The organism is Sanguibacter hominis ATCC BAA-789 (assembly GCF_012396185.1).
GTDB lineage: Bacteria > Actinomycetota > Actinomycetes > Actinomycetales > Cellulomonadaceae > Flavimobilis > Flavimobilis hominis.
Genome location: NZ_JAAXOW010000001.1, coordinates 1,144,296 through 1,162,116 on the forward strand (window position 1 = coordinate 1,144,296; position 17,821 = coordinate 1,162,116).

The window sequence follows — 17,821 nt, forward strand, 5'->3', positions numbered from 1 at the left end:
GCCGCATTTCCCGGTTGGTCCGGTATGCCTGAGGGGGTATCGCCCAGGCCGGGTGTGACGTGCTACGCGAACGCCCCCGGAAGCTCGCAGACGCCGTCGACGCACGCCGCGCCGGCGTCGCCGAGCATCGCGAGGCCTGTGGCCGCGGGTGCCGGCGCGCTGCCGGGCACGGCAGGCGACGGCTGGGCGACGGGGAACGCGGCGAGGATCGACACGGTGTCCGCGGCGGCGGGGGCGGCGGCGGTAGCGACCTCGCCGCCGGTCACGTCCGCGCTCACTCGGCTGCTCCGACGCGCTCGGCGACGACCTGCTCGAGGACCTGCGCGAACACCTCGGGAGCCTGCGCGCCCGAGACGCCGTAGCGTCCGTCGACCACGTAGAACGGCACCCCGGTGATGCCGAGCTGGCGGCCCTGGGCGATGTCGGCGTCGACGGCGTCGGCGTGGCGACGGTCGGCGAGGGCGGCGGTGACGTCGTCGGCGTCGAGCCCGACCTCGGCGGCGAGACGCGCGAGCGTCTCCGGCTCCGCGATGTGCTCACCTTCGGTGAAGTAGGCGGCGAAGAGACGCTCGAGCATCTCCTGCTGCAGGCCGACGGCCTTGGCGTGGTGGAGCAGCTCGTGGGCGCGCAGCGTCTTGGTGTGGCGCAGGCGGTCGAAGCGGAACTCGACGCCCTCGGCTGCGGCCATCTGCGTCATCTGCGCGAGCATCTGCTCGACCTGCGCGAGCGGCATGCCCTTGTGGTGCGCGAGGAAGTCGACCTCGGTGCCGTCGAAGTCCTCGGGGGTGTCGGGGGCGAGCTCGTACGAGTGGTACTCGATCTCGACGGGCACGGCGCCGCCGCTCGCGGCGAACTGCTCGAGCCCTGCGGCGAGGCGGTGCTTGCCGACGTAGCACCAGGGGCACGCGACGTCCGACCAGACGTCGATCTTCAGGGGGGCGGGGGCGTTCGCGTCCGTGTTCACACTGTGCTGAACAACGGAAGACGCCGTGTATTCCGATGACAAGGGTCCTGCGGCCTACGGGAGCGGTCGCGGCGCTCCGCGTCGCGACATACGTTGTGCCCGGCTATCGGCAGCGAGGGGTAGGGGCGGGTATGGCACGGGCACGGTGGGTCTCGGTAGTGGTGGCGGCGGCTGTCGCCCTCACCTTGGGCGGTGTCTCGCCCGCAGGCGCGGCGCCTGGGCGGGCAGTGGCGCCTGCTGAGGTGCAGTTCCCGACGCCGGAAGCGGCGCCTCGCGCGGCCGGCGCTGTGGCGGTGGGCGCTGGGGTGGTCGGCTCGGCGGTCGCGGCGTCGGCGTTCTCGGACGGGCTGCTGCGCAGGACGGTGACGATCGCGGACCCGCGCGAGTCGGCGTCGCCGAGCGCCGCGCAGCGGGTCACGAAGGTGGTCGCCACACAGGATCTCGTCGCGCAGCGGCTGCACGCGTCCGTGACGTTCGCAGCCGCGCCGACGTCGGCGGCCCGCGCGGTGGTCATCGTGTGGCTCGGCGAATGGGACGGGTCGTCGTGCGTGCCCCGTGCCGCTCTCGGTGTGGAGTCCCAGCCGGGCGGCGCGGCCTCTGGTGCCCACATCGGTGCGGCGGGTTCGGTGACGGGGTCCTTCGGTGTCTCGCGTGCTGACCGCGGCGCGAACGTGACGTTGACCTCGTCGGCTGCGGGGACGTTCCGCAACGCGGACCTGGAGTGCGGGTTTGCGACCGTGCAGAGCACGGACGGCGCCACCCGGTACCAGTCGTTCTACGCGGAAGGCATGGACGAGGTCTACAAGCCGGTGCTCGGCATGACCGGCGGCGAGCCGGTCCAGGGCGCACGAGCGGGCAAGTGGACGACGCTGCGCCTCGACGTGCGCAACTCCGGGCGAGGTGCGGCGAAGAACGTCCGGATCAGCGCCAAGGGCGCGAGCATGACCATCAAGAATGCGAGCCGTTCGCTCGGCACGATCGAGGACCGCAGCACGAAGTACGGCGTGGTCTACAAGGTGAAGCTCAAGGGCGCGAAGTCCCGCAAGATCACCTTCACGGTGACAGCCGACGGCGGCTACAAGGCGACGAAGTCGTTCACGATCGCGCGCACACCGGCGCCGAAGAAGTACACGTCCCTCGCGGGGCGCTTCTTCTGGGGCTATCAGCCGACGAACGTCGGCTCGTACTCCGGCTGGGACAACACGACGATGTGGTTTGTCGACAAGAAGTGGGTGTACGTCGGGGACGCGAAGGGTCGCACCCCGAAGTGCCGCACGACCACGAAGACGTGCAAGCGGTACTCGTATGACGCGCGCCGCGGCGTCGCAAAGATCGGCAAGCAGAAGTTCACGGTGAGGACGACGGGGTACTCGTATCGGGTGGCCAAGGGCGAGCAGAAGTCGAGCTTCTCCCCGGCGACGCTGCCGAAGAAGGGCGCGCGGTTCACAGCGGACCTGGTGCACCAGAACTGGTCGGGATACTGCCTGCTCTCGTGCACCTCGTGGACGGAGCGGCTCACTCTCGCGAAGAACGGCCGTTTCGTGTGGGCGCGCACGTCGATCGGCAGCTGGCCGGGCATCGGCCAGTACTGGAGCTCGGCACCGCCGGCGAACCGCGGGACGTACAAGGTGGTGAAGAAGGGCGTCGTCGAGCTGCGGTACGCGAACGGCAAGAAGGAGCGCATGTCGATCGCGATCGAGCATGACGTGCGCGGCAAGCCCTCGCCTGCGGGTGCGGGCGTGGTGCTCGGGCTGACGAACTTCTACTTCCAGGACTGAACGCTGCGACCCACGCCTGCTCGCGCAGTCCTCGAGCGGGCGTGGGCGAGCGAGTGCCGTGCCGCTGCGGCAGCCTGGGACCATGACCGCCGACGTCGTCGCCCGCGACCATCCCTACGTCGGTCTGCTGGCCGCCGCGGGAGTATCGGCGTCGGCCGTGCTGCTGTTCGGTGTCCATGCCCGCCCGCTCGGGCACGTCGTGCTCGTGGTCGCGCTGGCGCTCGGGTTCGCGGCGGGACGTGAGCTCGGCAAGGACCTGCTGCTGATCGGGTCGGGGCTGACGATCATCTCGACGACGTCGGTCGAGGCGGACCTGGACTGGGGGCCGTTCCTGCGGATCGGTGCGGTGCTGCTGCTCGCGGTGGCGGTGCCGTTCGCTGTGGACAGGTGGGTGTACGGGCGGCGGGCGATCCGCTTCCCGTGGCGCACGGGTGAGCGGTGGCCGACGGTCGACAAGTGGTACATGGTCGCCGTGCCCGTGATCGGCTGGCTGGTGCTGCCCTGGTACTTCATCCGCTCGGGCGCGTACGTGAACTGGCCGTCGATCGACGACGCCGGCGAGACGGCGCGCTTCTTCGTGGGCGTGAACGCGGTGGGCACGTGGGACGAGCTGTTCTTCATCTGCGTGTGCTTCGCGCTGCTGCTGCGGCACTTCCCGGTCTGGCAGGCGAACCTGCTGCAGGCGACGATCTTCGCGTCGTTCCTCTGGGAGCTCGGCTACCGCGAGTGGGGACCGCTGCTGACGTTCCCGTTCGCACTCATCCAGGGCACGATCTTCGCCCGCACCCGCTCCCTCACCCTCGTGCTGATCGTGCACCTGCTCTTCGACGCGATCGTCTTCATGGCGATCATGCACGCGCATGACCCGGGGCGGTTCGACGTGTTTCCGCTCTCACAGCCTGACCTCTCGAGACCCATGAGGCCTTGAGTGTCCAAATGCGCCCCTCGAGCCTCAGCAAACCGAGAGTGCATTACGGGCGACCGCTCGTCTGTTCGCCAGCCCGAAGAACTTCGGAAGCGCGGTCGGCTCTTGCGCCAAAGCTTGCACGGGCAAGCTGTACCTTCAATTAGACGCGCCGTCGCCCACCTCGATCCTGCACACGCCCTGACACGCGGCGCCCTCACGGCGGAACCAAGCGACGGGACCACTCGTGGTTCACGGCCGTGTTCACCGAAATACCCCCGACTCAGTTTGGCTCGACTGACAACGAAGCAATCCTCCGGCTATGCGCCGACGTAGAACCGCACCGCCTCCCGGACTGCCTGCAACCCGCTGAGCGTTACAGTGCCGCCCCTTGACTCGAAATCCGGAACCCAAAGTTCTCCGGTGGACTCGACGATCGCCTGAGCCATCTGGGGCTTCGTAAGGTCGATCGAGAGTCCTAGCGCCAATTCCTCGTTCACCATGTCAAATATGGCGCGAGGTTCGGTCGACCCAGTCGACATCTTCGGCACTTCACGTCCGAACGCGTCAGCAATTTCGCAAACGATGTCCTTCTTGCGTCGCCTCACAGCTCGCAGACCTCTTCCATGTATCCACGCAGTTCGGTCAGAGTTCCGTCAACCCAATCATTGGCCATCTCATCGGCCCTAAGCGGATCGATGAGGCCAACTATACGAATACGATCGAGCACCATGTACTTGAGCGCGAGCTCATTCCAAGTGGTGCCGGGTGCTAGCGCGACTGGCGTGGCGAGAGCAGCCATTGCATCGACGTCCATCGCCAGCCAAGAGCTCCAAAGTCGCGTGTCTACGTCCATACCCTTCGCCAGGAGGTTTTCCTGGAGGGTGCACTGCACGAGCAAAACGGGGAAACCTGGCTTGCCGTCCGGAAATGGACGCCACGCAACTACGTCGACGCCTCCATCCTTGCGGCGTGGCTGCCGGTAGCCTTGCCCGACCTCTACGCCAATCGTGCGCGCGAGCCAGCGGATAGCTTGATCAAACTCTGGAGGCCTGCCAACTTCAGATGGCCAGCCAAAGCGCAAAGCACGGCCAGCCTGCCCCCAAATCCCGGAGACGGCAGACGCCACTATGTTCTCAAAGATCACAGGCATCGCGTCGTCGGGGGCGGCGCTAATGTACTCCCGGACTGGATTGCCAGGCGCCATGAGCGCCGATGCCACGTAGGCAGACGCGCCTGCCGCTGGATGCGATCGAACTGCGAACTCATTCACATGAAACGGGTAGGCGTCGCCGAGAACTCCAGCTCGTCGAGACATTTCCCGGACCCCGGTACTCACCATCTGAGGCTCCAGACCGTGGCGCGCCTCAAAGTACTTGTTGAGCGGATCTATCCCGAGCGGTCGAGACCCCCGGACCAGGAGTACCGTCTCTATCCAGTCAGCTATACGGTCCCGTCCCCTGATTGTCATCGTCACTCGACCTCATCGGCTGCCTGATCGACCACGTTTCGCATCGACTCGACTAGAGCCTCGAGATCCGACAGGAGCCCGATCACCTGACTGTCACTGGCGTACTCCGCCAGATCATCACTCGCTGCACCTAGGGCGTTCGTCGCTGCAGTGATTCGCTTCAAGAGCCTCTCTCTGGGGTCCATGCCCGCGTTCTGAACCTGTTGCTTCGCCTCGTCGAGGCTCTTGCCCGCGCGCAAGGCACCGACCCCGACGTCGCTCGCAACGACGTTGCCGAGCGCACTCATCTGGCGAGAATCGGTGATGACGGGCTCCGCATCCTCGTCCCCGAATACCCACGAGATGACTTCCTTGAGTTCCTCGAGCTTCCCGGCTGGCACCGGGTCCTCGCCGGGCACCAGTCGTGAACCCAGTGGCGCACCGATGTGGTTTCTGAGCTTCGTGTTGCCCATGGCCACCGTCAGCAGCGAGAAGGCGCCCTCAACGTTCCCCGTGTTGAGCCCGACCGACGCAGCCTGCCCGACGATGGCTTGGTCACGGTATAGATCAGCCGCCTTGCTCTTGGTGATTCCGATCAGTTCCGCAACTTCCTTGATCGACCGCCCCTCTGCGACGCGAGCAGCAATGAACCGTGCCTGCATGTACGGCCGCCACTGAAGCTTCCCGACGACATGAGCGCGCGACACTTCCACGTGGGTCGACTCACGATCCGCGTGAACCACGATGGGGACCACCACGTCTGGCGTCAGCGCTGCAGCATCCGCCACCTTGGACCAACGTGACGGCTCAGCGAACTGGTCGCGGATCTCAGGATACGCGAGGCCCAAGAGGGCGGTGAGACGACGGTTTCCCTCCACAACGACGTACTTACCCTGCTCTTCTGCAGGGATTGCGATCAACGGTTCCGCGGCAAAGAACCCGTTATCTGCGATCGACTGAGCCACGGCGAACGCATCGAAGCCCAGTTCGAGGTCCACTGCCAGGTCCGCCTGATCACCTCTCTGCCGCGAGGCCGGGAGACGAGGGTTATGTGGATCGAGCAGGAGTGCTGAAATCGGTACGTGCTTGAGTTCACCAGTGCGGATGCCGGATCGGTCGTAACTCATGCCAGTGTCCCCTTCCGAACAATCTTGCGGTCGCCGAGGTGGACGGCGAGAGTGAATAGTTCATTCTCGGCATCCCCGCGGCGCGCAACGCGATGAATCTGAACAACGACGGAACTCGGGTCATCGGCGATCCCGCCAATAGCACGGTCGCCGGGATATGATGGCCCGCCCTCCGTGCGGACATTGTCCCGCCCCTGGAAGAGATTGACGAATCCGGTCTCCATGTCCCACTTTCGGATTCGAGCACGGCCGTCCTCTTCCATAAGGATCACGGGCACGAGCTTTGATTGGTCTTCAACACGAGATAGCACTTCAACTACATCCCGCAGACGCCAAGACGGCCCGTAAGGATCTGCGACCCACGGATTGATGACCCGCTCGACTATGTCGGAGACAGAGAGGTGCACTGTCCGCAGTGCGAGGCGGCCGTAGTCGACAGGGTCGGCGTCAAGGAGACCGACGCCCCGAACGATCGCGGCGTTTGCTTCGATTGAATCAGGCGTAATCCGGGGCAGACGGATCGACGCCCACCCTGTCGGGCAATATTCGAGTTGGCTCACAACTGCGTCCCGCGTGGGCTTCATGCCCTCTGGCAACATGAGGCCAAGATCTCTCGCCCACGAGTGGACCGTCCCACCATCGTCGACGTGGTCCTGCAGCTGGGCCCTCAGGTCGTACTCGGTGAAGACAATGTCACGCAGGGAACGTATGGTCCGCTTCGTCGCGAAGAACTGGCAGTACGGTAGTTGGTCCCTGCGGTAACCGAAAGCGCGGGCGCGCTGCTCCAGCGTGTCAACCTGAGCGCTAGGCGGGCGGTTCATGTACGTGACCGTCAGGCCTTCGACGGTAAATCCGCGGTCGAGTTTGTTCCCGCCAATCAGGATGTGAACTGGAGTGACGTTCCATGCGACTCTGTTCAAAGCAGATGTCGAGTTCACGAGCCACAATGAGGTCTCACGGAGCACCCATCGCACCTTTGCAAGAAAGGTATCGTCATCCAGCTCGGGGGCGCCGCGCTCGCCTAGAATACCGCGCTCCTGCAAGACGACCTTCGGGAGCCCTTGGACGTCGGCTGCACTGTCGACGGCAGTGCGCCACCTGCGCACTTCTCTCTCTACTAGAAAGCGATAGCGCTCCTGCACGTCGTTTCGCTGAGTGGAATGAATGAGCATACTCACAGGAGCCGCGTCCGGTTGACGAGCCAGGAGTATCGCGGCACCGGCTACAAAGGACCCTAGTGCCGAGAGGAGGCTCGCTGGCAACTCCAGCGGGAGGTCTCGCGGCGTCTGCTCGTCGAGCAGGGGAACGTCCCGAATCACCTGATCAGCGAAGTCCACGAAGAATTCACGACCTCCCGTGTAGCCAGTTCCCGGCTCGAGAAATTCGACAAAGTCAGGGCTGAGGAGGTCGCTGGAATCGAGCATCAGCGGCGCGTATGGCGTGGCCGTGTACTGGACGTAGAGATGCTTAGGAACTCTCGAGCGGAGAACCCTGATGGCCTCGTATGTCTTGCTCTCTGCTTCCGTGCTGGTGTTCAGCGAGGCCTGGTCCGCTTCGTCGTCGATGATGAGAACCGGCACCTGCTCGATAGCCGGCACGGCGTCCAAGACGGCCGCGAGTGCGTTCAGCCGGCCCGCGTGCTTCAGCACGGGGATCAAGACGGCCCGCCCGTTCTCCACCCGATCGCCGATGCGCTTCGCGGTGGGGATACCGGAGGGGTTCGGCTCACTAATCCAGCGGTAGTCCTTGCGAGTCTGAATCCTGAGAGCCGCCTCCAGCCGCTGCCTGTTCTGATCGAGCAGCAGGTTCGTTCCGCCCAATACGGCAACGATGACCTGGTACCCCTGATCTGCTGCGGCCGCAATGAGCGCAGTGATCGACGTGGTCTTTCCAGACTGGACGTATCCGAGCGCAAGCCCGGTCTGTCCGCCGAGCCCCGTTCGCTGCGGACCTCGGTCGAGGATGTTGATCACGGACTTCCAAACCCGCGCACGGCTCTGATCGTCCATCCTCGCTGCCAGCATCTCATCGATCAGCAGGGCTTCCTTCCCTGCGAGCACATCGGCACTCATGGTCTCCCTCTCGATCAGAACCCGACGGCGGATCTCGCTCCACCTCCCGAGGCGCTGGCGTAGCACGCCGCTGGACGGGCCCTCCGAAGCATGGCTCGCGCGCCAACCGTCATACCCATAGAAGGTTGCCGCTGAACCGGCCTCGTCTATGTAGCGCCGTGCGAAGTGCCAGAGATCGTCGTCTGTCCAGTTGGACTGATAGTAAGCCCGGGGGCTCTGCCTGCTCTCAACACCGGCCAGGGCGCATGCGGCGCCCCATCCATAGACTTGTTCGATCCTCGCGGCGCTAGGACCGACGATCTCCCCCGTATCGACCAACTTCTGGTACGCACTCCTCGAAAGAGGCCACGCATATGTTGAGGCCGCTGCAATTGCCGCGATTATGTCCTCTCGTGACCACCTGGCAGCCGCCTCTTTCCTAGCTCCGAGGAACGCCTTGAGGTCCTTGCCGCCGATTCGCTGCACTTCGGCCTCATCGAGATTCGCCATCAGGGCGATCTGAGACATCGAGCGCGCGAGGCCTGTTGCTGCGAGCGCCAGGATCCGTGCACGCACCCTCTCGTCGCGCGCCCCCCGAGCGGTATCGCGCGCGGCTCTCACATCCTCCCGAGCGACCCCACCAAGCCTCTTGATGATCTGCCTCGCGCGTTCCCGCGTGATACCAAAGAGGCGGCCGATCTCTTCGAGCGTGGCACCGTCGCGCCGCATCTCATAGATGCGGCGATCGCGCTCTTGCGTTCCGCCTGAAGCGCGCCTGAGGTCAGTCAAGTACCCGTTCACCTACCAATTCGCGGTCCCACACTGGTCATCGCGGCAAGACTAGTCGTGAAGTCATCTACCTCGACTAAGCTCAGTGGCCACTACGCGGCCAACGAGCCGAAAGCAGCTCGCCTACAGAGTGGCAGATCCAAGGCATCAAGTGTCCCTACTGCGTTGGGTTTGGTGCCGGCGTGTTGAGCCGCACGCTTACCGCACCCAAACTTCTATCGAAGCTGACCCGCAAGCGGCCAGACATGTCGCCGCGCCACGGCGGGTCCGCGGGCCCGCGTCAGAGGGAGCTGCTAAGCTGTTCAAGCTCGTACGCGTGTACAGCTGAGCCACCCTCGGCGAGGGACCATGTCCGAACCGGAGAACGATGACCGCCGCTATGCCCCCCTTCACTTACGTCGACCTCTTCGCAGGCATCGGCGGGTTTGCCGCCGTCCTTGAGTCGCTCGGCGGGCGAGGCGTCTACTCCGTCGAGATCGACAAGCACGCCGCGGCGGTCTACGAGCGCAACTGGGGCCACTCGCCCCTCGGCGACATCACCGCGGACGCCAACGACGAGACGATGAACGTCCCGGACCACGACATCCTCGCCGCAGGATTCCCGTGTCAGCCGTTCTCCAAGTCCGGCGCCCAGCTGGGCATGGACGAGACGCGAGGCACGCTCTTCTTCAACATCATGAAGATCATCGAGGCACACCGGCCCACGGTCGTCCTGCTCGAGAATGTCAGGAACCTGGCGGGACCGCGTCACCGTCACGAGTGGGAAGTGATCATCGATCGCCTGCGCAGCGCTGGCTACCGCGTAGCCGAGGCGCCCGCCGTGTTCTCACCGCACCTCCTGCCACTCTCACGCGGCGGCCGGCCCCAGGTGCGCGAGCGCGTCTTCATCACCGCGACCTACGACCCGGACCATGTCATGGACCACGACGATGTCCCGCTGCCTCTTGTCCACGAGGACGGTCGCGGGGACGAGGAGTGGGACCTCACCCAGGACCTGCCGCTCGACGTCGAGGCCGTCGACCCCCGCTACTCCCTCACCGCAGAAGAGATCCGCTGGATCAACGCCTGGGACGAGTTCGTGCAACTCATCTGGGCCGCCGAGAAGCGCCGCGCGGGTTCCACCGGTGCAGCTAAGCTCCCTGGCTTCCCGATCTGGGCCGACCACTGGGTTCACGAGAGCACCCTCGACATCCCGCTCGGCACACCGGCATGGAAGGCGAACTTCCTGCGCAAGAACGCTGCCTTCTACACGCAGCACCAGCAGATCCTCGACGCGTGGCGTGAGCACCACCGCATTGACGAATTCCCTCCGTCCCGCCGCAAGCTCGAGTGGCAGGCGCAGGACACCCCGACGCTGTGGGACTGCGTGATGCAGTTGCGCCCGTCCGGAATCCGCGCGAAGCGGCCCACGCACCTCCCGGCGCTCGTAGCCATCACCCAGACGTCAATCATTGGGCCGCAGCGGCGTCGGCTGACACCCGCAGAAGCCGCACGGCTCCAGGGCCTCCCGAGCAACTTTGACTTCGGCTCACAGCCTGACGCGAAGTCTTACAAGCAGCTCGGCAACGGCGTCTCTGTCGGGGCCGTCTGGCACGTCCTCCGGAAGCACGTCGAACGGGACGCGCGGATCCTCGAGACGACTGCCAGGGGTCGCGCGATCCTCAAGGCTGTCCGAGACGACGCACCGAAGACCCCAGACGACATCCTCCCGCAGGTCCTCGCCGCCGGCCAGCAGCGCTACCGAGACGCCCAGGCGGCTCTCGCACGCTGATGGGCGACCCGCCGGTCCCGCAGCACGTACCCGCGCACCCGGGTTCGTCGTCGCCTGCGGTCTCGGCGCGCATGTCAATCGCAAGGCGTCGAGACACCGCGCCGGAGCTCGCGCTCCGGCGCCAGCTCCATGCGCTCGGGCTCCGATACCGAGTCACGTACCCCGTGCCCGGGCAACGACGCAGAACCATCGACGTCGCCTTTACAAGGGTCCGCCTGGCGATCTTCGTCGACGGTTGCTTCTGGCACGGCTGTCCCGAGCACGGGACACGACCGCGCTCCAACTCAGCGTGGTGGCAGCAGAAGCTCGCCGCCAACACTGCACGCGACCGAGATACCGACCGAGTGCTGATCGAAGCGGGCTGGACCGTCCTCAGGTTCTGGGAGCACACCGACCCGACGGAAGTGGCCCGGGTCGTCCTGCGGACGCTCGAGGACCTCCGAGATCGCTCCTAGAGTCCGGCCTTCTTGACCCCGTACTCGGCTTGCTTCTGCGTGAAACCCTCGAACTTCAGCTGCTGGATGAGCCCGCTGCGTGAGAACGAGGAGAATTCGAGGTAGTTCTCCGCAGACTTGGCCGCCTGCTCCTTCCAGTCGACGTCGACCCGATCTACAGCCTTGTCTGCCTGCTTCCGCGTGAAGCCCTCGAACTTCAGCTGCTTGACGAGGCCGCTCTTGGAGAACGCCGAGAAGTCGAGGTACCCCTCAGCAGACTCGAGCGCCTCGTCGTTCCAGCTGACCTCGACCAGGTCCGCCGCCCACTTGGCATCAGCGTCGGGGTATCCCTCGAACTTCAGCTGCTTGATCAGGCCCTTCTTCGAGAAAGCCGAGAACCCGACGTAGCCCTCCGCGCTCCGCAGCGCGTTCTGCTGTTCGCTCGTACCGCTCGCGATCAGGTCGGCGAGTGCCTTCGCCGCCTCCTCAGCCTTCAGCGCCTCTGCCTCCTCAGCGGCCGCAGCCGCCGCAGCGGCCTTCTCCTCCGCGGTCGGCTCAGTCTCCTTGACCTCAGGTGTCGCCTGCGGGGCCGGGGTGCTCGGGCTCTCGGCAGGGGAAGTGGTTGCGGGGCTGCTCTGCTGCGCAACCGTCGACGGCGGCGTCTCAGGCTTCTCCGGATCGCCCTGCGAACCCGCCCACGCCACGAGCACGACAGCGGCGGTCGGGATGATCACGCGCTTCTTCTTGTACCAAGCCCGCTTCGACGTAGTAGCTAGCACGGGCGGTGGACCGCCCTGCGCAGGGGGGAACGGTGCCTGAGTACTCATCGCAGACTCCAATGTCAGCAGTTGCGGGGAGATCCTCGCCTTAACTGTTCCTATCGGCCTGACGGCGCCCCTCCACAAGGCATCACCGCTGTCCGTTCTGAGTGCTGCATGCGGCGGGAATGCCCGCACCATCGCCGCCGTTGACCCGACATGCCCACCCCCTTCCCGCTCGAGCTTGGTCTCGACACCTTCGGCGACACGTCCACCACGTCCGGAGGCTCCTTGAGCTCGCACGCGCAGACGATCCGCGAGGTCGTCGAGCAGGGCGTGCTCGCGGACCAGGTCGGCTTGGACTTCATCGGTATCGGTGAGCACCACCGCCCCGACTTCGCGGTGTCAGCGCCGGACACCGTCGCGACGGCGATCGCGGCCCGCACGGAGCGCATCCACGTCGGCACGGCGGTGACGGTGCTGTCGTCGGAGGATCCGCTGCGCGTGTTCCAGCGCTTCTCGACGATCGACGCCATCTCGGGCGGGCGCGCCGAGGTGATCCTCGGGCGCGGTTCGTTCATCGAGTCGTTCCCGCTGTTCGGCTACGACCTGAACGACTACGAGATCCTCTTCGAGGAGAAGCTCGACCTGTTCATGCGTGCCCGCGCGCAGGAGCCCATCACCTGGTCCGGTCAGACGCGCCCGAGCCTCGAGAACGCCACGGTGTACCCGCACGTCGAGGACGGCCTCCTCAAGGCGTGGATCGCCGTCGGCGGCTCGCCGCAGTCCGTCATCCGCACCGCGCAGCACGGGTTGCCGCTCATGCTCGCCATCATCGGCGGGGAGCCTCTCGCGTTCGCGCAGTTCACCGACCTGTACCGCCGGGCGCTCGACCAGCTCGGCAACCCGCTCCAGCCGATCGGCGTGCACATGCCCGGCCACGTCGCGGAGACCGACGAGCAGGCGATCGACGAGGCGTGGCCGTTCATCGCGCCCTACTTCTCGCGCATCTTCGCGGAGCGCGGCGGCCGGCCCATCACCGAGGGGCAGTTCCGGCAGATGGTCGGGCCCGACGGCGCCTACGCCATCGGCAGCCCGGACACCGTGGCCCGCAAGATCGCGCGCACCCTCGAAGGCCTCGGCGCCAGCCGCTTCGACCTCAAGTACGCCAACGGCAACATGCCGCACTCGATGCTCACGCGCTCGATCGAGCTGTACGGCACGCAGGTCGCGCCGCTCGTCCGCGACATGCTCGCCTGACACGCGCCCCACGGGTACGACGACCCCGCGGCCGCTCCACCGACAGGTGTCGACCGGCACGTAGCGGTCGTCGCCCGTCCGGTGGCGCGACGTCACGTACAGGACGCGCACCGTGCGCCCCTCCCGTGCCGAGGTCCGGGCCTCACCAACTTCCAGTGGATCCCAATTCCAATCTGATCTAGAAGTTGGAGTTGGGCGGTACGCTGAGTCCAAGCGCCACGAAGGAGACGACGGTGAAAGTCCCCGCACAACCCCCCACCACCTCCGACCTCATGGCGGCTGCGGACAAGGGCGGACGCCTGACCACGATCTTCACCGAGGCTCAGGGGCTCAACATCACGCGGGACTACCTGCCCTGGGACAAGCTCCGTTTCAAGAACCCCCCGGGCGACCTCACACACGAGGAGTGGTGGCTGGCCCTCACCTTCGCGCGACGAGCAGTCCGGCGGTCGATCCCGTCGCTCAAGATGATGGACGGGAGCGGCTTTCACTACACCCTCCCCGACGAGGTGCTTCAAGCGGTCGAATCGATCAACCGAGACGCGAGCGGTGCGATCCGTGTGAGCGAGCTCGTCACCAACCCCGCAACACGCGACCGCTATGTCGTCACCTCTCTGATCGAGGAAGCGATCACCTCGAGCCAGCTCGAGGGCGCCGCAACGAGCAGGCGCGACGCCAAGGAGCTTCTCCGCAGCGGGCGCGCACCTCGCGACACCAGCGAGCGGATGATCCTCAACAACTACCGAGCAATGCAGCACATCGTCGATCTCAGGAACCAACCACTCACACCTGAGCTCGTGTGCGAGATCCACCGGATCGTCACGGAAGGGACACTCAAGGAGCCGGCGGCGGCGGGCCGCCTTCAGGACGACGACTCGAAGAGGGTCTCAGTCTGGGGCGACGGCGACCAGCTGCTCCACCGGCCGCCGCCCGTCGCTGAGCTGCCGGCTCGCCTCGACGCCCTGTGCAAGTTCGCCAACGAGCGCGACTCCGAGACCTATCTGCCGCCGGTACTCCGCGCGATCGCACTCCACTTCATGATGAGGTTCGACCACTACTTCGAGGACGGCAACGGGCGCACAGCCCGCGCCGTCTTCTACTGGAGCATGCTGAACCAGGGCTTCTGGTTGACCGAGTTCTTGACGATCTCGCGCATCTTGAGAAGAGCCCCGGCGCAGTACGCCCGATCCTTCCTGCTGACCGAGCAAGACAACGGCGACCTCACACACTTCTTCATCTACCACCTTGGCGTGATCCAGCGGGCTATCGCTGACCTGCACGTCTACCTCTCGCAGAAGGCCGCAGCACAGCGTGCAGCGCAGGTGCTCGCAGCCCAGCAGGGCGACCTGAACACCCGTCAGGTAGCCCTTCTCGGGCGCGCGATCAAGGACCCGGAGGTTCAGTTCAGCGCGCGCTCGCACAGCATGAGCCACGGCGTCACCAACGAGACGGCGCGCCAGGACCTGCTCGAGCTCGAACGCCGCGGGTACCTGATCCGCGGTCGAGCTGGTCGACAGCACGTCTGGACGCCGGCTCCCGATCTCGAGCAGCAGCTCGCAAGGACAACCTGATCTCAGCGGTTCCAACTTCCAGGGAAGTGCAAATCTGGTTGGGAGTTGGAGTTGGGCTCGACCTCCTCGTCTAGCCCGGCGATCGACCTGAAATCGCGGACGCAGGCGCGCCTGCACGATGACGACGCCCCGCCAGTCCGCGACGTGCGGACGGACGGGGCGTCGATCAGTCCCGGGATCAGGCCGTTCGGCGCCGCCAGACGAGCAGCAGCGCACCACCAGCGACGAACAGCAGCGAGAGCGCCGCCAGCCCGCCGACCTCCGCACCCGTGACAGGCAGCTCGTCGCTCTCAGCCCCGCCGTCAGAGTCGCCGTCGGCGTCACCGTCCGGCACGACGTCGTCGGACGGGTCCTCCGGAGTGTCGTCCGTCGGCGTGCTCGTCGGCTCGTCGACCGGCTCATCCGTCGGCGTCGGCGTGGGCGTCGGCTCATCTGTGGGCGGCACCGTCGGCGTCGGCACGACCACCGGCTGCGCCGCGACCTGGACACGAACGGTCCGCACGACCGAGGCGACCGCGTTCGTCGCCCGCACAGCGACGTCATACGTGCCAGCAGCGAGCTGGCCCGACACCGTGCCCGTCCCGTCGCCGTGGTCCACGAGCGCGAGCCCCGTCACCGCCTGCGGTGCCACCGCGGACAGGCTCGCGACCAGGTCAGCCCCACTCACGGCAGCACCGCCCCCCGGGAGACCTGCGGCGACCGACGTCACCGACTCGAGCGTGAGCGTCGGCACCGGCGTCCCACCGAACGCGAGCGTGAGACCCACCGGGCCGCCAGCCGGAACCCGGAACGGGTCCGCAGGCGTGCCCGTGCCGGTGACGGACGTCCCCGGCTTCACGGTCTCCGGCACGGGTGCGCGCTGGATCGTCAGCCGCACCGTGCCGCTGCCAGCGAGGGACGACGCGCCCCACGCATCGACCGTCGCGCCGTCAGGCAGCGTGACGACAAGATCCCCGTCAACAGCACCCGGCGCCAACGTCACGTCGACCCGGTAGCCGCCCGCGGTCGCGGCGACCGCGACGTCCGCGACGTCGACGCCCGAGGTCACGACGTCGTCAGCCGTCAGCACGTCCGCGCCCGCGGTCGGGCGCTGCCCGTCCGCATCCTGCACGACGTCGAACGACACCGTCGCACCCTCGACGACCGTCTGCACCGCCCCGCCGGACGGCGTGACCACCGTCGTCGCGCGCGGCGCGCCAACCTCGACCTGGATCGTCTTGGAAACCGTGCCGAACTCGTTCGCCGCGTACACGACGACGTCGAACACGCCACGAGCGGTCGGCGTCCCCTGGAGGGAGAGAGAGCTCCCGGACAAACTGATGGTCATCCCAGGAACGCTGCCCAGGATCGGGCCCAGGCTCGTCGCTCCGACGTGGGATGCGAACACCACGTCCGCCGCACGGCCGGCGCGCAGGCTCACAGGCACCTCGGTCACGGCCGGCACGAGGCCGACCTGGATCGACACGGGGGTGCGGCTCGTCACGACGGTGTCGGGGCCGACCGTCCGGCTGATCACCAGCTCAGACACGTGAGTGCCCAGCGCCGGAGCGGAGCCCGAGAACTTCACGCCCTGCCCCTCACGCGCAACCGTCACGCCCGGGATGGCCGGGGAGAGCGCGACGTCCGAGTCAGTCCCGAACCCCGTCACCGGGACCAGGCGCTCGACGGACGCATCCCGCTGCACGACGAGGCTCACCGGCGCGACGCTCGTCGCCCCGACCACGTCCAGGGTGAAGGCCTTGGTGCGGCTCACCCCGTAACCATCGACCGCAGTGACACTGAAGCTGAACGACCCCACGGCTGACACAGCGCCCACCAGTACCCCCGCAGGGGAGAGCGCAGCCCCGGCCGGGAGCGCGCCGCTCATGATCGTGTGAGTGACACCTGACTCGCCCTGCGCCTGCGTCCACGTCCCCAACGAGCCCGTGATGACGCTGCCTGCGAGCACCGCGCGCTGCGTCGGGCCGCTCCACGACGGGGCGGCCGCCAAGCGCACGCGGTGCGTCAGCGACGCCTGCGCGTTCTGCTGACCCCACGTGTCCGTCACTGCCCCGGCCGGGATCGTGACGGTGAGGTCCTGCGTGCCCGTGCCGGCCCCGAGCCGGGTCGTGACCCTGATCGTGCTCGGGCCCGTGACGACGGTGGTCGTGCCTGTCCCGCCGGCGACCGACACCACGGAGGCGCTCAGGTCGACGAGCGACGCCTGAGACGCCCCGGAGCGGAACACGACGTCGAAGCTTGTCTCGCCGCCGTCCGCACCGACGACTGCCGGTGTCGCCGTCGCGATCACCGGAGCGGGGACGGCCGGGCGGGCGCCGCCGAGCGGCGTCGACGTGATCCCCGCGACCCGCAGCGTCACGGCGGGCGCGGTCGCGTTGCCGTCGCCGTGCATGAACATGACCTGCAGCGTCGTGATGTCTCTGAGGTCCGCCGTGCCCTTGAAGCAGGCAGTCTGACCGGGTGAGCAGTCGTAGTTGAAGACGAAGCCGTGGCTCGGCGTCGCGCCGATGCCCGAGTTGTAGCTGCTGGACCTGCCGCTGCTGTCCGTCACGATCGCCGAGATCGCGACGGCGGTATAGCCAGCGCCGCCCTGGATGTCGAGAAGGTCGAGGAAGAGCTGGCCGTTGGTCGTGTCCTTCAGGTTCGTCGGACCCATCGCGTACGTGAGGGTGACGGTCGGCACCGAGCCGTTGCCAGCCAGCTTCTCCAGCTTGATGTTGCCCGTGCCGCCGCTCTGCGTGAACGTCGAGTTGCCAGCGACCTCGTACGACCGCGTGCCGCGGACCGTCCCTGAGAAGTCGTCGAAGGCGATGGCGCCCGCTGCGGATGCCGGCGCTGCGACCGGGAGCGCGACCACACCGGCCGCGAGGGCGAGGGTCGTGACGAGCAGGGCCCGGATCGCTCGTGATGTCCTGCTGGTGACCTGCATGTTCTCCCCGGTTCGTGACACTGTGTCAGGTGACG

At 66.7% G+C, this 17,821-nt stretch carries 13 protein-coding genes; 6 read left to right on the top strand and 7 right to left on the bottom strand.

What is annotated here, in order from left to right:
- Positions 1-62: 62 nt before the first annotated feature.
- Positions 63-278, bottom strand: a complete 216-nt coding sequence (locus HF995_RS05225) for a hypothetical protein (protein WP_168446691.1) — start codon at positions 276-278, stop codon at positions 63-65.
- Positions 275-964, bottom strand: a complete 690-nt coding sequence (locus tag HF995_RS05230; protein WP_168446692.1) for a DsbA family oxidoreductase — start codon at positions 962-964, stop codon at positions 275-277. Before HF995_RS05230 ends, HF995_RS05225 begins: the two co-directional genes overlap by 4 nt.
- 131 nt (positions 965-1,095) lie before the next feature.
- Here HF995_RS05230 and HF995_RS05235 point away from each other — a divergent pair, with 131 nt between their 5' ends.
- Both HF995_RS05235 and HF995_RS05240 read left to right on the top strand, forming a co-directional pair.
- Complete coding sequence (locus HF995_RS05235) at positions 1,096-2,742, top strand: carbohydrate binding domain-containing protein (protein WP_168446693.1); 1,647 nt, start codon at positions 1,096-1,098, stop codon at positions 2,740-2,742.
- 82 nt (positions 2,743-2,824) lie between these two features.
- Entirely contained in the window at positions 2,825-3,670 is an 846-nt protein-coding gene (locus HF995_RS05240; RefSeq protein WP_168446694.1) for a CPBP family intramembrane glutamic endopeptidase, read from the top strand.
- Positions 3,671-4,250: 580 nt separating this feature from the next.
- On the opposite strand, the gene HF995_RS05245 is transcribed toward HF995_RS05240, so the two are convergent.
- Genes HF995_RS05245 through HF995_RS05255 form a run of 3 tightly spaced genes read right to left on the bottom strand, consistent with a single transcriptional unit; the run spans position 4,251 to position 9,075 of the window.
- Positions 4,251-5,123 carry a PDDEXK family nuclease gene (locus tag HF995_RS05245; protein ID WP_168446695.1) on the bottom strand — a complete coding sequence of 291 codons (873 nt, stop codon included), beginning with the start codon at positions 5,121-5,123 and terminating at the stop codon, positions 4,251-4,253.
- Complete coding sequence (locus tag HF995_RS05250) at positions 5,120-6,223, bottom strand: ParB N-terminal domain-containing protein (protein WP_168446696.1); 1,104 nt, start codon at positions 6,221-6,223, stop codon at positions 5,120-5,122. The genes HF995_RS05245 and HF995_RS05250 overlap by 4 nt, the downstream gene beginning before the upstream one ends.
- Positions 6,220-9,075: a Z1 domain-containing protein gene (locus HF995_RS05255; protein WP_168446697.1), complete on the bottom strand. Its 2,856-nt coding sequence runs from the start codon at positions 9,073-9,075 to the stop codon at positions 6,220-6,222. Before HF995_RS05255 ends, HF995_RS05250 begins: the two co-directional genes overlap by 4 nt.
- Positions 9,076-9,442: 367 nt before the next feature.
- On the opposite strand from HF995_RS05255, the gene HF995_RS05260 reads away from it, so the two are divergent.
- Positions 9,443-10,834: a DNA cytosine methyltransferase gene (locus HF995_RS05260; RefSeq protein WP_168446698.1), complete on the top strand. Its 1,392-nt coding sequence runs from the start codon at positions 9,443-9,445 to the stop codon at positions 10,832-10,834.
- A 71-nt stretch (positions 10,835-10,905) separates the two neighbouring features.
- A complete protein-coding gene (locus HF995_RS05265) occupies positions 10,906-11,289 on the top strand; it encodes a very short patch repair endonuclease (protein WP_168446699.1) in 384 nt (127 codons plus the stop codon).
- Here HF995_RS05265 and HF995_RS13810 read toward each other — a convergent pair.
- On the bottom strand, positions 11,286-12,002 hold the full coding sequence (locus HF995_RS13810) for an Ltp family lipoprotein (RefSeq protein WP_168446700.1): 717 nt from the start codon (positions 12,000-12,002) through the stop codon (positions 11,286-11,288). The two genes, HF995_RS05265 and HF995_RS13810, sit on opposite strands and share 4 nt — an antisense overlap.
- Positions 12,003-12,245: 243 nt before the next feature.
- Here HF995_RS13810 and HF995_RS05275 point away from each other — a divergent pair, with 243 nt between their 5' ends.
- Entirely contained in the window at positions 12,246-13,286 is a 1,041-nt protein-coding gene (locus HF995_RS05275; RefSeq protein WP_168446701.1) for an LLM class flavin-dependent oxidoreductase, read from the top strand.
- 233 nt (positions 13,287-13,519) lie between these two features.
- A complete protein-coding gene (locus HF995_RS14065; RefSeq protein WP_168446702.1) occupies positions 13,520-14,857 on the top strand; it encodes a Fic family protein in 1,338 nt (445 codons plus the stop codon).
- A 178-nt stretch (positions 14,858-15,035) separates the two neighbouring features.
- Here the strand turns inward: HF995_RS14065 and HF995_RS05285 are convergent, their stop codons facing one another.
- A complete protein-coding gene (locus tag HF995_RS05285) occupies positions 15,036-17,807 on the bottom strand; it encodes a hypothetical protein (RefSeq protein ID WP_168446703.1) in 2,772 nt (923 codons plus the stop codon).
- Positions 17,808-17,821 lie beyond the last annotated feature (14 nt).

Bases quoted from the DNA above. Each gene is read 5' to 3' on its own strand.
- HF995_RS05240 (WP_168446694.1), top strand. From the start codon at position 2,825: ATGACCGCCGACGTCGTCGCCCGCGACCATCCCTACGTCGGTCTGCTG.
- HF995_RS05275 (WP_168446701.1), top strand. From the start codon at position 12,246: ATGCCCACCCCCTTCCCGCTCGAGCTTGGTCTCGACACCTTCGGCGAC.
- HF995_RS05265 (WP_168446699.1), top strand. From the start codon at position 10,906: ATGTCAATCGCAAGGCGTCGAGACACCGCGCCGGAGCTCGCGCTCCGG.
- HF995_RS05260 (WP_168446698.1), top strand. From the start codon at position 9,443: ATGCCCCCCTTCACTTACGTCGACCTCTTCGCAGGCATCGGCGGGTTT.
- HF995_RS05250 (WP_168446696.1), bottom strand. From the start codon at position 6,223: ATGAGTTACGACCGATCCGGCATCCGCACTGGTGAACTCAAGCACGTA.
- HF995_RS05235 (WP_168446693.1), top strand. From the start codon at position 1,096: ATGGCACGGGCACGGTGGGTCTCGGTAGTGGTGGCGGCGGCTGTCGCC.